The following is a 15,397-nucleotide window of genomic DNA, read 5'->3' as shown; positions in this document are numbered from 1 at the left end:
ATGGCAGCCAGCGCGGCCTCATCTAGCTGGCGGCAGCCGAGCGTCCTGCCGGGTCTCGGCCTGTCGCTCGGCATCACGCTGACCGCGCTGTCGCTGGTCGTCCTGATTCCGCTCGCAGCCCTGTTCATCAAGGCCGCGAGCGCCGGCCCCGCCGAGATCTGGGCCATCGCGACCTCGTCGCGCACCCTGGCGGCGCTGCGCCTCTCCTTCCTCGGCGCGCTCTTCGCCGCATCGGTGAACGCCGTGTTCGGCCTGATCCTGGCCTGGGTCCTGGTGCGCTATGAGTTCCCAGGCCGGCGTCTGGTCGATGCCGCGGTCGATCTGCCTTTCGCGCTGCCGACGGCCGTGGCCGGCATCGCGCTGGCTGCGATCTATGCCCCCAATGGCTGGGTCGGCAGCCTCCTCGCACCATACGGGATCAAGATCGCCTATACGCCGCTCGGCGTGATGGTGGCGCTGATCTTCATCGGCCTGCCCTTCGTCGTGCGGATGGTACAGCCGGTTCTCGAGGAATCGCAGGGCGACATCGAGGAGGCGGCAGCCCTGCTCGGCGCCAGCCGCCTGCGCACGATCTTCAAGGTGGTGCTGCCGCCGGTGATGCCGGCGCTGCTGACCGGTTTCGTGCTCGCCTTCGCGCGGGCCGTCGGCGAGTACGGCTCGGTGATCTTCATCGCCGGCAATGTGCCCATGGTCTCGGAGATCGCGCCGCTCCTGATCGTGATCAAGCTCGAGCAGTTCGACTATGCCGGCGCAGCCGTCATCGCGACGATGATGCTGCTGATTTCGTTTGCACTCATCCTGCTGGTGAACCTGATCCAGGCGCGCACGCGACGGAAGCTCGGCGATGTCTGAAGCCACCCTGCCCGATCGCGCCACCAACCTGGCCGCACCGGCGGCGCGGCCGCGCACAGCCCGCCGCACCGGTGCCGAGGGACCCGTCGTTCAGCTTCTGCTGATCACGGTCTCGCTCGCCTTCCTGCTGCTCTTCCTGCTGCTGCCGCTGATCTCCGTCTTCGTCGAGGCCGGGGCGCGCGGCTGGGCCGCCTATCGCGAGGCCATCACCGAGCCGGACGCGGTCGCCGCGATCCGCCTGACGCTGCTGGTCGCAGCCATCGCCGTGCCGTTCAACGTCGTGGTCGGCATCGCGGCTGCCTGGGCAATCGCCAAGTTCGAGTTCACCGGCAAGAACCTGCTGATCAGCCTGATCGATCTGCCCTTTTCGGTGTCACCGGTAATCTCGGGACTGGTCTATGTGCTGCTCTTCGGAGCGCAGGGCTATCTCGGCCCGTTCCTCAAGGCCAACGGCATCGAGGTCATCTTCGCGCTGCCGGGGCTCGTCCTCGCCACCGTTTTCGTCACCTTTCCCTTCGTGGCCCGCGAACTCATTCCGCATATGCAGGCGCTGGGCTCGGCCGATGAGGAGGCGGCGCTGACGCTCGGCGCCTCGCCTTGGCGCGTCTTCTTCTCGATCACGCTGCCGAACGTGAAATGGAGCCTGTTCTACGGCATCCTGCTCTGCAACGCCCGGGCGATGGGCGAATTCGGCGCCGTCGCGGTCGTCTCCGGCAAGATCCGGGGCCTGACCAACACCATGCCGCTGCATGTCGAGATTCTCTACAACGAGTACATGGGCGCCGCGGCCTTCGCTGTCGCCTCTTTGCTGGCGGGACTCGCGCTGGTGACGCTCGCCCTCAAATCCCTTCTGGAATGGCGCTATGGCGATGCGATCGCTGCCGCGCGCCGCCACTGATCGCGGGAACCGCTGATGTCCGTCGCTGTGACGATCGAAGCCATCGACAAACGTTTCCTCGCCTTCCAGGCGCTGCGGAACGTCTCGCTCGATATCCAGCCTGGCGAACTCGTCGCCTTGCTCGGCCCCTCCGGCTCAGGCAAGACCACTCTGCTGCGGCTGATCGCGGGCCTCGAGCAGGCGGATGCCGGCCGGGTCCTGTTCGGCGATGTCGATACCCGCGACCTGTCGCTGCGCGACCGGCGCATCGGCTTCGTCTTCCAGCACTACGCCCTGTTCAAGACGATGACGGTGGCCGAGAACATCGCCTTCGGCCTGCGCTCGCGACCGCGCGCGGAGCGGCCGGACGGCGCAGAAATCACAAGGCGCGTCAAGGCGTTGCTCGAACTCGTTCAACTGCCCGACCTGGAGCGGCGCTATCCGAGCCAGCTCTCCGGCGGCCAGCGCCAGCGCGTCGCTTTGGCGCGGGCGCTCGCCATCGAACCGCAGGTCCTGCTGCTCGACGAGCCATTCGGGGCGCTCGACGCCAAGATCCGCAAGGATCTGCGCGCCTGGCTGCGCGACCTGCACAGCCGGACCGGCCACACCACCGTCTTCGTGACGCATGACCAGGAGGAGGCGCTCGAACTCGCCGACCGGGTCGCGATCCTCAATGAGGGCAAGCTCGAACAGGTCGGCACGCCCGACGATGTCTACGACCATCCGGCGACGCCCTTCGTCTGCGAGTTCCTCGGCGAGGCGAACCGGCTGCCGGTCAAGATCGTCGGCAGCCAGGCCTTCCTCGGCGACAGGCCGGTTCTCGGCGGGCTGACCCAGAACCAGAGCGGCCCAGCGGCGCTCTATGTCCGGCCCCATCACCTCAAATTCGTCGATGAGACGCCGCTCTCGATCCCCGGCGTGGTCGAGCAATTGCGCCGGACCGGCGCGCTGCGGCGCGCGGAAATCGCCGTCGCCGGGCTGACCAAGCGGCTCGATCTCGATCTGACCAGCCAGGTCGCGCCTGCGATCGGCGAGCGGGTGCGGGTCAAGATCACCCATGCCACGGCTTTCGCCACCGCCTGAAATCCGGGGATGAGAAACGCGCGCTCAGGAGATCGGCCGAGAAATTCCTTTCACCGTGACAAAGCACGGGCTGGACGTGGAGTTTATTCTACTTCCAGGCTGTGAAAATTTGGCAAATCCATCCATTGGATGTGAATTGAACCGAAAGGCGCGATAGCCTAAATTCCGTTCGGAATACAGAACGGGAGCGCGATCCTTTGGCGACTCAGCATGTCATCGACAGCCCAGGCCCGGCGCCTGAGCGCAGGCCCGTCGCGGGCCGGCGAGTCGTCGGGCTCGCGTGATGGCAAGCTCAGCCACCCGCCCGCCCCTGCCGGCGATTCTGCTCGCCAACGACCTGCTCGATGGCGATGTCGTCTTCGCCATCGGCGAGGCCGATGGTTCGCTCGGCTGGACGCGCGATCCGGGCCTTGCGCTGGTCGCGACGGATGACGCCGCAGCGGTCCGGCTGGAAGGGTTCGCCACCGCCGAACTCGCGGCCCAGCATGTGGTCGACGCCTATCTGGTCGATGTGGAACTGGGCGCTGCCGGACCCGTACCCCGGCATTTCCGCGAGCGTTTCAAGACGCTGGGCCCAAGCAACCGCCCTGATCTGGGCAAGCAGGCCGGCGAAGGCATCGCCGCCCGCCGGAGCGTATGATTCATGTATCGCTATGATGAGTTCGACGAGCGTTTCGTGCGCGAGCGCGTCGGCCAGTTTCGCGACCAAGTTGCCCGACGCCTGGACGGCTCGCTGACCGAGGACGAGTTCAAGCCGCTGCGGTTGAAGAACGGCGTCTATCTGCAGCTGCACGCCTATATGCTGCGCATCGCCATTCCCTACGGCACGCTCTCGGCCCGGCAATTGCGCCAGCTTGCCCTGATCGGCGAGCGCTACGACCGCGGCTACGGCCATTTCACCACGCGGCAGAACCTGCAGTTCAACTGGCCGAAGCTGCGCGACGTGCCCGCCATCCTCGACCTGCTCGCCGATGTCGAGATGCACTGCATCCAAACCTCGGGCAACTGCATCCGCAACGTCACGGCCGATCATTTCGCCGGTGTCGCGCAGGACGAGATCGAGGATCCGCGCGCCGTCTGCGAGCTGATCCGGCAGTGGTCGACGGCCCATCCCGAATTCAGCTACCTGCCGCGCAAGTTCAAGATCGCCGCCACAGGCGCGCAGCATGACCGCGCCGTGATCAAGGCGCACGACATCGGCATCCGGATCCTGAAGCATCCGAAAACCGACGAGATCGGCTACGAAATCAGCGTCGGCGGCGGGCTCGGCCGCACGCCGATGATCGGCAAGGTGGTGCGCGACTTCCTGCCCAAACCCGATCTGCTCGCCTATCTCGAGGCGGTCATGCGGGTCTACAATCTCGAGGGCCGGCGCGACAACAAGTACAAGGCGCGGGTCAAGATCCTGGTCCACGAGATCGGTACGGATGAGTTTCGCTGCCGGGTCGAGGCCGAGTTCGCCCGGCTCGACGGCCCCTCGGTCAATGCCGACCCCGAGGAACTGGCCCGGATCGAGAGCTATTTCACGCCGCCGGCCTATCAGTCCCTGCCGGACGACAGCCAGGCGCTGGCCGTGGCGAAGGCAGCGAACCCCGATTTCGCCCGCTGGGTCGATACCAACCTGACCCCGCACCGCGTGCCCGGCTACAGCGCCGTGACGATCTCGCTGAAGCCGGTCGGTCTGGCCCCGGGCGATGCGACCTCCGAGCAGATGCGGCTCGTCGCCGATCTCGCGGAGCGCTACTCCTTCGACGAACTGCGCGTCACCCATGCGCAGAATCTCGTCCTACCGCATGTCCGCAAGGATGATCTCTTTGCGATCTGGCAGGCGCTGGTTCCGGTTGGGCTCGCCACCGCCAATCTCGGCCTGATCACCGACATCATCGCCTGCCCCGGGCTCGACTATTGCGCGCTCGCCACGGCCCGCTCGATCCCGATCGCACAGGCCATCGCGCAGCGCTTCGCCGATGTCGAGCGTCAGGCGTCGATCGGCGAACTCAACATCAAGATCTCCGGCTGCATCAATGCCTGCGGCCATCACCATGTCGGCCATATCGGCGTTCTCGGCCTGGAGAAGCGCGGCATCGAATCCTACCAGATCACGCTCGGCGGCGAGGCGACCGAGAACGCTTCGATCGGCGAGATCCTGGGCCCCGGCCTGCCGGCCGAAGAGGTGCCCAACGCGATCGAGGCGATCGTGGGCGTCTATGAGCGCCATCGCCATGACGGCGAACGCTTCATCGAGACCGTGAAGCGCGTCGGGCTGGTTCCCTTCAAGACTGCGTTCAAGGAACTGGCCGATGCTGCTGCTTGATCGCGACGGGGCCGCCACCGATGGCCGGACACGCACCGAGGGAGCCGCGATCGGCAACCTGTCGCGGGCGCTGGTCGGCTTCGACGCGCTGCCGGAGGCATTGGCCCAGCTTGCGCCGGATCAGCAGATCGGGGTGCTGATCTCCAATGCGCTGGCCGTCTCCGAGCTCGAACCCTTCCTGCCCCGGCTGTCGCTGATCGCCATCGGCTTTCCCGCCTTTGCGGATGGCCGCGGTTTCAGCCAGGCCAAGGCGATCCGGCGGGCGGGCTTCACGGGATCGCTGCGTGCGTCGGGGCCTCTGATCCCCGACCAGTTCGACTATGCCCTCGCCTGCGGTTTCGACGAGATCGAACTGCCGGACACCAGCGCCGACCGGCAGACCGTGCTGCAATGGCAGCAGGCGCGCGGGCGCCTGAGCCAGACCTACCAGCGCGGCTACCGCCGCGACGGCAACATCCTGGACCGTCGCAGGCTCGCCCGGAACGCTTCCGGCAGCACGGCACGCTGACGCGATGAGCGAGCGCGCCAGCGACAAGGAGACAGTCGAGATGGGCAAGGCGACAACCTGGGACGACGACACCTCACCGCGCGAGATCGCGGATTTCCTGCCGCGCAAGCCCGGCGAGCGTTGGCTCGACCTCGGCTTCCGGCTGCTGGTCGTCGCGCTGCTTTGCGGCTGGTTCTTCATGCCGCGACCGGCCGCCGATCCGACGCGATCGACGCCTCAGGCGACGACCCGGTAAGGGCTTTCGTCCAGACAAGCGACCTCGCAGAAGCGCGCGCCGGCCTGGTCCTTGGGCCCCGCGCGCCCTCGGCGGCATGGAGCTTGCTAGGCCTTCTTCGATTCCAGAATCGAGAGATCGTTTTTTATAAAGAACGACAGCGTTTGACCCATTGATCGGAACGTTTGGCGCGTCGCTGGCCGCCACCGCTCACGCTAGGCCCAGCTCATACGCAGGAGCCGGAGATAAATATTCCACTCTAGCCCCCGCCCTCAAAGGCTATCTACTCTTTAGATTGTTCTTTTAAAAGAACGTTTCATTGACGCGGTGCGTTTTGGAGGCGCACTGTCTCGGCCAATCGAAGCGACATCACCGCCGGAACGGCGCCGATGTAGCCACCGTCGATGCAACCATTCGGGAGCAGGATCATGATCAGCCGTCGCACGCTACTTCGGTCGGGGACAGCCGCCCTCCTGGCGAATTCCGTCGGCCGCTCGATCGCCGCCGAGCCTACCGGCGAGCCGATCTATCTCGGCGTCAGCGGGCCGTTGACCGGGCCCAATGCCCAATACGGCGCTCAGTGGAAGCAGGGCTTCGACCTGGCGCTCGACCAGATCAACGGCTCGGGCGGCATCAAGGGCCGGCCGCTGCGCTACATCTTCGAGGACACGCAGAGCGACCCGAAGCAGACGGTCGCCGTGGCGCAGAAATTCGTCGCCGACAAGCGCATCGTCGCCGAACTCGGCGATTTCGCCAGCCCCGCTTCGATGGCCGCCTCGCCGATCTATCAGCGCGCCGGGCTCGTCCAGTTCGGCTTCACGAACTCGCACCCCGCCTTCACCAAGCCCGGCGACTTCATCTGGAGCAATTCGGTCAGCCAGGCCGACGAGCAGCCGCTGAACGCGACATATGTCGTCAACAAGCTCGGCTTCAAGCGCATCGCAGTGCTTTACCTGAACACCGACTGGGGCCGCACTAGCAAGGACCACTTCGCCGCCAAGGCCAAGGAACTGGGCGCCGAAGTGGTAGCGTCCGAGGGCTACCAGCCCGACGAGAAGGATTTCCGCTCGACGCTGGTGCGGGTGCGCGACGCCAAGCCCGACGGGCTCTTCCTGGTGTCCTACTATGCCGACGGCGCCCTAATCGTGCGCCAGGCACGGCAGACCGGCGTCACCGTGCCGATCGCGGCATCGAGCTCGATCTATTCGCCCAAATTCATCGAGCTGGGCGCCGAGGCTTCGGAGGGCGTCTTCACCAATGCGCGCTTCTTCCCCGAGGATCCGCGCCCGGAGGTGCAGATTTTCGTTACGGAGTTCAAAGCCAAATACGGCAAGGAGCCCGACGCCTTCAACGCCTATGCCTATGACACGGTCGTCCTCTTCGGGCAGGTGCTGCGCGAGGCGCCGAACCTCGACCGCACCACCATCCGCGACACGCTGGCCAGGGTGAAGGACGTGCCCAGCGTGGTCTACGGCAAGGCGACCTTCGACCCGCAGACGCGCCGCGTGCTCGGCGCCCAGAGCGCACAGCTCGTCGTCCGCAACGGACGCTTCACGCTGTGGGACGGGGTGAAGACGAACTGACGCGGCAAACGCTCCGATGACCTCCTGGTTCGACCACACCATCAACGGCCTGATCATCGGCAACATCTACGGCCTGCTGGCGGTGGGCTTGGCGCTGATCTTCGGCGTCAGCCGCCTGATCAACTTCGCGCATGGTTCGGTCTATGTCGTGGGAGCCTATGTCGGCTGGGTCGCGGTCTCGGTGCTGCACACGCCGTTTCCGGTGACGCTTCTGCTGGTTGTGGTCCTCACCGCACTGCTCGGCATCGCCATCGAGCGCTTCGGCATCCGGCCGCTGGCTGGCGCGCCGCGCATCGCGCCGCTGCTCGCCACCATCGGCCTGAGCTTCGTGCTCGACCAGACGGTACAGATCCTGTTCAGCCCCGACCCGCGCGCCGTGCCGATGCAGCTCCCGAACTGGCGGCTCCAGATCGGCGGCGGCAGCATCGGCGTGCTCGACCTGCTGATCGGCGGCATCGGCATTACGGCGGCGAGCGCGCTCTTTGCCTTCCTCAAGCTGACGAAATGGGGCTGGGCGGTGCGGGCCACGGCGCTGGACCGCGAGGCCGCCCGCGTGGTCGGCGTCGATGTCGACCAGGTCAACCGCATCGTTTTCGCGATCGCGGCTGCGCTCGGCGGTGTCGGCGGCGTGCTGGTCGGCATGTATTACAATGTCATCACCCCGACGATGGGGTTTGAGGCGACACTGAAGGGCATCGTCGCCGAAGTCGTCGGCGGCGTCGGCAACGTACCCGGCGCGATCGTCGGCTCGCTGCTGCTCGGCATCATCGAGAGCTATGGCGTGGCCCTACTGGGCACGAGCTACCGCAACCTGTTCGCCTTCCTGCTGCTGATCGCGATCCTTGTGCTGCGGCCGAACGGCCTGTTCGCCAGCCGCCACCAGCTCCCGCCCGAGCCGATGACGGGCACCTTCATCGCGCCCAGCAAGCCCATCCGCCTGCCCGTGCCGCTGCTGGCAGCTCTTGCAGCCTTCGCCATCGCCCTGCCCCTACTGATCGACAACGGCTACCTGATCCAGACCCTGACCAATGCCTGGCTCTATGCCCTGCTGGGCCTGAGCCTGACGCTGGTCGCGGGCACCAGCGGGCAGGTTTCGCTGGGCCATGCGGCGCTGCTCGCCATCGGCGGCTATACCTCGGCGCTGCTGGCTGCCGATTACGGCTTCCCGGTCTGGCTGACCATCATTGCCGGCGGTCTGATGGCGGCGGGCCTGGGCACGCTTCTGGTCTCGCCGGCCTTCCGCCTGCGGGGGCACTATGTCTCGATCGCCACGCTCGGCATCGGCGAGATCGTCGCGCTCGTCATCCTGAACTGGGAGAGCGTCACGCATGGTCCGATCGGGGTTGCCGGCATCCCGCCGCTCGAATTCTTCGGGCGCCCCCTCTACGACACCAATGCGATCTACTGGGTGGCATTCGCAATCATGCTGGCGCTGGCGCTGCTGCAGGTCAGGCTGCTGAGCTCTCATCTCGGCCGCACCATGCGCGCGGTGCGCGACGACGACGTCGCCGCGCGCTCCTTCGGCATCAGCCTGAACCGCTACAAGGGGCTGGCCTTCGCGTTCGGGGGCTTCGTCGCCGGGATCAGCGGCGCCTTCACCGCCCATATGTACTCCTTCATCAACCACGAGACCTTCAACACCCACATCTCGGTGCTGGCGCTGACGATCGCCATCCTCGGCGGCATGGGCAATGTCGGTGGCGCGATTCTCGGCGCCGTCGCGCTGATCGGCCTGCCGGAGGTGTTCCGCATCGCCGCCGAATACCGGATCCTGCTCTACGGCATCGCCCTGCTGCTGCTCGTCCGTTTCCGGCCCCAGGGCCTGCTCGGCACCGTCTGACATGAACGCACCCGTGAACGCTTCACCGATCACCACTGCCCCCCTGCTTGAAGCGACCGGGCTGGTGCGGCGCTTCGGCGGCGTCACCGCCGTCGGCGGCATCGACCTCTCGGTCTTCGAGGGTGAGCTCGTCAGCGTCATCGGCCCCAACGGGGCCGGCAAAACAACCGCCTTCAACCTGATCAGCGGGCTCGACAAGCCCGACGCGGGCGCGATCCGCTTCGCGGGAGCCAACATCGCCGGGCGCTCGCCGGAAGGCATCGCGGCGGCCGGCATCGCCCGGACGTTCCAGCATGGCCGCGTCTTTGCCAATCTGAGCATCGCCGACAACGTCCTGATCGGGGCGCATGGCAGGCTGCGCGCCGTGCGGCCGGACTGGCCGATCATCGGGCCGCTGGCCGAGCTTGCCCTGGCGCTGGTCAGACCTGCCAGCGTAAGGGCGGAAGAGGCAGCGCTGCGCGACGAGGTGCGCGAGATCCTGACGCTGTTCGGCGACCGGCTGCTGCCGCGCATCGACCAGCCGGCGCACAGCCTGTCCTATGCCAACCGCCGCCGCGTCGAGATCGCCCGGGCGCTCGCGGCGCGGCCCCGCCTGCTGCTGCTCGACGAACCGACCGCCGGCATGAACCCGACGGAGACGGCGGAAATGCTCGAGATCATCGCCAGCCTGAAGGCGCGCGGCCAGACCATCCTGCTGATCGAGCACAAGCTCGACATGGTGATGCGTCTGTCCGATCGCGTGATCGTGCTCGATGACGGCCGCAAGATCGCCGAGGGCAAGCCCCAGGCCGTGCGCACCGATCCCGCCGTGATCGAGGCCTATCTCGGCCACGGCAACATCGGCGCGGCAGCCCCTGCCGGCAACGCCGCGACCGCCGCCCCGACGCTTCCTGTCACAGCCTGAGCCGCGCCATGACACAGACGCCTCCCATTCTCGAACTGCGCGACGTCGATACCTTCTACGGTCCGGTGCAGGCGCATTTCGGCCTGTCGCTGAGGGTCGAGCGCGGCGAGATCATCTGCCTGCTCGGCGGCAATGCCAGCGGCAAATCGACGACGATGAAGATCATCCTCGGGCTGGTGAAGCCCAGCGCCGGTGACGTGCTGATCGACGGCGTCTCGGTGCTGGGGCTGTCGACGCCGCGCATCGTGCGGCTCGGCGTCGGCACCGTGCCCGAGGCGAGGCGGCTGTTCGGCGCCATGAGCGTGCGCGAGAACCTGCTGATGGGCGCCTTCACGCGCGACGACAAGGCTGCGGTCGCGGCCGATCTGGAGCGCGTGCTGGCGCTGTTTCCGCGCGTGGCGCAACGCATCGGTCAGCAGGCCGGCACGCTCTCGGGCGGCGAGCAACAGATGGTGGCGATGGCGCGCGCCTTGATGGCAAGGCCCCGCATCATCATCATGGACGAGCCGACGATGGGCCTGTCGCCGCTCTGGGTGGACCGCGTGCTCGCGCTGATCCGCGACATCAACGGCGAGGGCGTCAGCGTCTTCATGGTCGAGCAGAACGCCAATCTGGCTTTGCAGATCGCCGATCGCGGCTATGTCCTGCAGACCGGGCGCGTGGTGATCGAGGCCGCGGCAGCCGACTTGCTTGTCGATGCGCGGATCAGGGACGCTTATCTCGGCGGAGCGGAAGCAGCATGAATACGAAACGACTGGGGTTCTTCACCCGCCTCCTCGACGATGCGCCGGCCGGCGAACGCTACCGGCTCGCCACGGAGCAGATCGTTCATGCCGAGAAGCAGGGCTTCGACTCGGCCTGGGTGGCGCAGCACCATTTCCATCGCGACGAGGGCGGCCTGCCCTCGCCGATGCCGTTCCTGGGCTTCGTTGCCGCGCGCACGTCGCGCATCCGGCTGGGCACGGGCATCATCATCCTGCCGATGGAGGATCCCATCCGCATCGCCGAGGACACGGCGGTCCTCGACCTGCTTTCGGGCGGGCGGCTCGAACTGGGCTTCGGCACCGGCGCGACGCCCGAGACCTTCCTGGCCTTCGGCCTCGACAAGGACCAGCGCAATGCCGCGTTCAACCGCAATTACGAGCGGCTGCACGAGGCCTGGAAAGGCGCGCCGCTCGGCCACGACGACAACCGGCTCTACCCCGAGGCCGGCTCGCTGGCGCAGCGGGTCTGGCAGGCGACCTTCTCGGCGGCCGGGGCCGAGCGCATCGGGCTGGCGGGATCGGGGCTGATGCTATCGCGCACCCAGCCGCGCAGCGCGGACGGGTCCTGGCAGACGCTGCCGGAAATCCAGCACCCGATCGTCGATGCCTATCTCGCCAACCTTCCACCGGGAATCGAGCCCCGCATTCTGGGCTCGCGAACACTGTTCGTCGCCGATACGCGCGAGGAAGCGCTGAAATATGCCGAGATCGGCCTCAACCGGGTGCTCGATCGCTTTATCGCCAACGGTCATCATGTTCCCGATCGCAGCCTGCCCGCGCTGATCAAATCCTTCGACGTTCATGTCGGCACGCCTGACGACGTAATCGCCTCGCTATCGGCCGACAGCGTGTTGCCGCGCGTCACCGATCTCGTCTTCCAGGCCCATTCCGTCGATCCGCCGCACAAGCTGATCCTGCGCTCGCTCGAACTGACCGCGCAGCATGTCGCACCGGCGCTGGGCTGGGCGCGCCAGCATTCCAGCCCCGGCATCAAGATCGCGGCCAGCGCAGGCTGACAGGCCGCCGGCACCTTCCCTTGAGAATTATGAGGCAAGACCCATGACCATCGAAACCACGCCCGACGTGCTCGACACGCTGGTCGGCGTCGTCCCCGGCACCGGGCTGGATCGGCTGCGCCGCGAGCGGCCGGTCACCCGGCTCAATATCCAGGCGAGCTACGAGGCGCTGTTTGCGGTCGGCGACCAGGGTGGCGTCAGCCAGAGCGAGCGGCTGGCGCTGGCGCTGTTCGTGACGCTGCTGCATGGCGACGTTTCCGGGGCAGCGCATTACGGCGTTCTCCTGAAAGAGCAGTCCGGCGGCCCGGAGCTCGCAGACCTGATCGCGCGCCAAGCGCAGTCGGCGCGCACGACAGGGCCATACGGGGCTTATCCGGCGGGGCCGCTCTCGGTGGAGGACGTCGCCGGGCCGACCTTCAGCGTCGAGGGCGCGGACAAGGGCGTCCTCGGACAGCGACTCGCAGCGCTCTTGGCGCATGCCCATCTGCTGGTCTTTCACCCGCGCGATGCAAGCCCCACAGCGCTGGCGGCCCTGCAGGCGGCCGGCTGGAGCACGCCCGAGATCGTGACCGTTTCGCAGATCGTGGCGTTTCTCTCCTTCCAGATCCGCGCGGCGCATGGCCTGCGCCTGCTCAGCGCCTGACCCCTGTTTTCGGAGCCACCTCGATGACCACCACCACTCTAGACACCGTCTCGACCGGCGCGCCGACGGTTTTCACCCAGGCGCATCTCGGCTGGAACGCCTGGATCGAGCCCGTCGCCGAGGACGCGCTGACCGAGCGGCAGAAGGACGGGCTGGTCGACATCGCGCGTGCCAAAAGCCCGTATTTCCGGCTGCTGGCGCATGATCCCGATATCCTGAAGACCCGTACGCTGGCCGACAAGGACATCTTCTACAACACGAAGGAGGGTCTCCCCCGCGCAGAGCGCGAGCTAGCGGCGGCCGCCGTCTCCCGCAGCAATGGCTGCATCTACTGCGCCTCGGTCCATGCCCGCTTCGCCACGACGTTCTCGAAGCGTCACGACGACGTCCAGCGCCTGCTCGACGAAGGCGTGGGCGCCGATATCGACCCGCTGTGGAATGCCATCATCGCGGCCTCGGTGGCACTGACGGCGACGCCGATCGCTTTCGGCCCGCAGCATGTCGCGACGCTGCGCGATCTCGGCCTCGCCGATCTCGCCATCGCCGACCTGATCCATTCCGCAGCCTTCTTCAACTGGGCCAACCGGCTGATGCTGTCGCTTGGCGAGCCGGAGCAAGCGGCCTGAACTGTCTGGCAACGACAGCCTGGATGCCGGGCCGGGGATGAGCGCGAATCGCTTTGGGCAGCGTCGCGCTTTTGCGCGCAAATGACGTTGCCACATGAGTGGCGCGACCTACGGGAGTCGAACCCGTCTCCCCAGCGTGAAAGGCTGGTGTCCTAACCGATAGACGAAGGTCGCGGGCTTCCGAACCGCGAGGGCTCGTGTCGAAGCGGGGCGAGGTATAGTGGCAGCTTTCCGGCTCCGCAAGCGCCAGTTTCCGGTTCCCTGTGAGCAATCGCCGCGCGAGCACGGATTTCCGCGCACCGGCCCACGATACCGGGCCTCGCCCTCAGCCCGACCGCGCCAGGTCGAGGACGCGCAGTTCGGCCGATTCGTTGCCGCCCCAGCGGTTGAGGGTCAGGGTCGCGGCGAGATGGACGCTCTCGCCGCGCGCCGCCATCAGCGCCTGGCCGAGCGGTTCCTGCGCGACGCGGAAGGCGATGCCGCCAATGGTCGCGCCATCGCCGCTGCGCAGCTTGACGCGGACATGGCCGCCGCTGCCGATCTCGACAACGTCCGTCAGCCGGTGCGCTGGAAAGACGAAGACCGGCTCGGGACTGCCGGCGCCAAACGGACCGGCCCGCTCGATCTCGGCGAGCAGACGCGGATTGGCGCCGCCGGCGCTGAGCGCGGCATCGATCAGCAGCGCCTCGGAGGCGCCGGCCTCGCCGACTTCGGCTGCCAGGCGCTGCGTCAGGAAGGCGTGGAAGGCCTCGCCTTGCCCGGCCGCCAGCGTGACGCCCGCCGCCATGGCGTGGCCGCCGCCCTTGACCGCGAGCCCGGCCTCGACGGCGGCACGCACGGCGCGGCCGAGATCGACCCCGGCGACGGAGCGGCCCGAGCCCGTGGCACCGCCCTCCCCGTTCAGCGCCAGCGCGAAGGCCGGCCGGCGGAAACGCTCCTTCAGCCGCGCCGCGACGAGCCCGACGATGCCGGGGTGCCAGTCCGGCGAGCCGGCGAGCAGCACGGCGGTTTCTGCATCGCGCATCAGGGCATGCTCGGCCTGCGAGGTCGCCTCCAGCACGGCCTGGCGCTCGATCTCCTGGCGCTCCTGATTCAATCGGTTGAGCTCGGCCGCGATGCCGCGCGCTTCGATCTCATCCTGCGTCAGCAGGAGACGCGCGCCGAGCGCCGCATCGCCAATGCGGCCGCCGGCATTGATGCGCGGACCGAGCAGGAAGCCGAGATGCCAGGGCTGTACCGGCCCGTCGAGGCCAGCAACATCCATCAGCGCCGCCAGTCCCGGCCGGGCGCGGCCGCGCAGGATGGCGAGGCCTTGGCGGACGAAGGCGCGGTTGAGGCCGCGCAGCGGCACGACATCGGCCACCGTCGCGAGCGCGACGAGATCGAGCGCCGCCAGCAGATCGGGCTCGGTTCCGCGCGCGGCCCAGATGCCCTGCTGGCGCAGTTCGGCGCGTGTCGCGACCAGCGCCAGGAAGACGACGCCCGCGGCACAGAGATGGCCGAGCCCCGAGAGATCGTCCTGGCGGTTGGGATTGACCAGCGCCTCGACCTCCGGCAGCCGCTCGGGCGCCTGATGGTGGTCGAGGACGACGACATCGAGCCCGAGGCGCCTGGCCTCCGCCAGCGGCTCATGGCTAGTCGTGCCGCAATCGACCGTGACCAGCAGCGTCGCGCCCTCGGCTGCGAGCTGGCGGATGGCCTCGCTGTTGGGGCCGTAGCCTTCGATCAGCCGGTCGGGAATATGGATGCGCGGCCGGGCACCGGCCTCGGTCAGGAAACCCGCCAGCAGCGCCGCCGAGCAGGCGCCATCGACATCGTAATCTCCGAAGATCGCAACCTGCTCGCGCGCCGTCACGGCCCTCGCGAGCCTGGCCGCGGCGGCGTCCATGCCGACCAGAGTGCCCGGGTCAGGCAGGAGATCGCGCAGCTTCGGTTCGAGATAGAGCGCGGCCTCGTTGGCCTCGACCCCACGTCCCGCCAGCAGCCGGGCGAGGATGTCGGGGATGCCCTCGAGCTGCGCCAGGGCCTCGGCGCGGCCAAGTCCCGCGGCATCGAGCCGGTCGCGCCAGGGCCTGCCCAGCACGGAACGGGTGACACCGAGAAAGGCGCGCGGGGGTTCGAGACTCATGGGCAGAGGGCGTCGCGCAGGCGCAGCCGTTCGTCAACCGTGGCG

Annotated in this window: 15 protein-coding genes and 1 tRNA gene; 14 read left to right on the top strand and 2 right to left on the bottom strand. The window is 67.6% G+C overall.

Going from position 1 to position 15,397, the window contains the following annotated elements:
- From cysT to AC1DYU_RS16895, 14 genes are all read left to right on the top strand, one after another.
- On the top strand, positions 1-852 hold the full coding sequence (gene cysT / locus AC1DYU_RS16960) for a sulfate ABC transporter permease subunit CysT (protein ID WP_476792644.1): 852 nt from the start codon (positions 1-3) through the stop codon (positions 850-852).
- Complete coding sequence (cysW, locus tag AC1DYU_RS16955) at positions 845-1,750, top strand: sulfate ABC transporter permease subunit CysW (protein ID WP_476792643.1); 906 nt, start codon at positions 845-847, stop codon at positions 1,748-1,750. The genes cysT and cysW overlap by 8 nt, the downstream gene beginning before the upstream one ends.
- Before the next feature lie 15 nt (positions 1,751-1,765).
- On the top strand, positions 1,766-2,812 hold the full coding sequence (locus tag AC1DYU_RS16950; protein ID WP_476792642.1) for a sulfate/molybdate ABC transporter ATP-binding protein: 1,047 nt from the start codon (positions 1,766-1,768) through the stop codon (positions 2,810-2,812).
- A 283-nt stretch (positions 2,813-3,095) separates the two neighbouring features.
- Entirely contained in the window at positions 3,096-3,452 is a 357-nt protein-coding gene (locus tag AC1DYU_RS16945; protein ID WP_158487183.1) for a DUF2849 domain-containing protein, read from the top strand.
- A gap of 3 nt (positions 3,453-3,455) precedes the next feature.
- Positions 3,456-5,126, top strand: coding sequence for a nitrite/sulfite reductase (locus tag AC1DYU_RS16940; RefSeq protein ID WP_476792641.1), 1,671 nt, complete (start codon positions 3,456-3,458; stop codon positions 5,124-5,126).
- Entirely contained in the window at positions 5,113-5,634 is a 522-nt protein-coding gene (locus AC1DYU_RS16935) for a DUF934 domain-containing protein (RefSeq protein ID WP_476792640.1), read from the top strand. The genes AC1DYU_RS16940 and AC1DYU_RS16935 overlap by 14 nt, the downstream gene beginning before the upstream one ends.
- 4 nt (positions 5,635-5,638) lie before the next feature.
- Positions 5,639-5,869: a hypothetical protein gene (locus tag AC1DYU_RS16930; RefSeq protein WP_476792639.1), complete on the top strand. Its 231-nt coding sequence runs from the start codon at positions 5,639-5,641 to the stop codon at positions 5,867-5,869.
- Positions 5,870-6,276: 407 nt separating this feature from the next.
- A complete protein-coding gene (locus tag AC1DYU_RS16925) occupies positions 6,277-7,431 on the top strand; it encodes an ABC transporter substrate-binding protein (protein ID WP_476792638.1) in 1,155 nt (384 codons plus the stop codon).
- Between the two features lie 16 nt (positions 7,432-7,447).
- Complete coding sequence (locus AC1DYU_RS16920) at positions 7,448-9,271, top strand: ABC transporter permease (RefSeq protein WP_476792637.1); 1,824 nt, start codon at positions 7,448-7,450, stop codon at positions 9,269-9,271.
- 13 nt (positions 9,272-9,284) lie between these two features.
- Positions 9,285-10,175, top strand: a complete 891-nt coding sequence (locus AC1DYU_RS16915) for an ABC transporter ATP-binding protein (protein WP_476792636.1) — start codon at positions 9,285-9,287, stop codon at positions 10,173-10,175.
- Positions 10,176-10,183: 8 nt separating this feature from the next.
- Entirely contained in the window at positions 10,184-10,918 is a 735-nt protein-coding gene (locus tag AC1DYU_RS16910; protein ID WP_476792635.1) for an ABC transporter ATP-binding protein, read from the top strand.
- On the top strand, positions 10,915-11,955 hold the full coding sequence (locus AC1DYU_RS16905) for a putative FMN-dependent luciferase-like monooxygenase (protein WP_476792634.1): 1,041 nt from the start codon (positions 10,915-10,917) through the stop codon (positions 11,953-11,955). The genes AC1DYU_RS16910 and AC1DYU_RS16905 overlap by 4 nt, the downstream gene beginning before the upstream one ends.
- A 43-nt stretch (positions 11,956-11,998) precedes the next feature.
- Complete coding sequence (locus AC1DYU_RS16900; protein WP_476792633.1) at positions 11,999-12,598, top strand: CMD domain protein; 600 nt, start codon at positions 11,999-12,001, stop codon at positions 12,596-12,598.
- 23 nt (positions 12,599-12,621) lie between these two features.
- Positions 12,622-13,224, top strand: coding sequence for an alkylhydroperoxidase domain protein (locus AC1DYU_RS16895; protein WP_476792632.1), 603 nt, complete (start codon positions 12,622-12,624; stop codon positions 13,222-13,224).
- Positions 13,225-13,323: 99 nt separating this feature from the next.
- Here AC1DYU_RS16895 and AC1DYU_RS16890 read toward each other — a convergent pair.
- Together AC1DYU_RS16890 and recJ are read right to left on the bottom strand one after the other, a co-directional pair.
- Positions 13,324-13,398, bottom strand: a tRNA-Glu gene (locus AC1DYU_RS16890).
- 151 nt (positions 13,399-13,549) lie between these two features.
- Entirely contained in the window at positions 13,550-15,352 is a 1,803-nt protein-coding gene (gene recJ, locus AC1DYU_RS16885; protein WP_476792631.1) for a single-stranded-DNA-specific exonuclease RecJ, read from the bottom strand.
- Positions 15,353-15,397 lie beyond the last annotated feature (45 nt).

It is taken from the genome of Allobosea sp. P2_B12, assembly GCF_056404835.1.
Note: the sequence above shows the minus strand (reverse complement) of the source record. Positions and strands in the feature narration are given on the sequence as shown.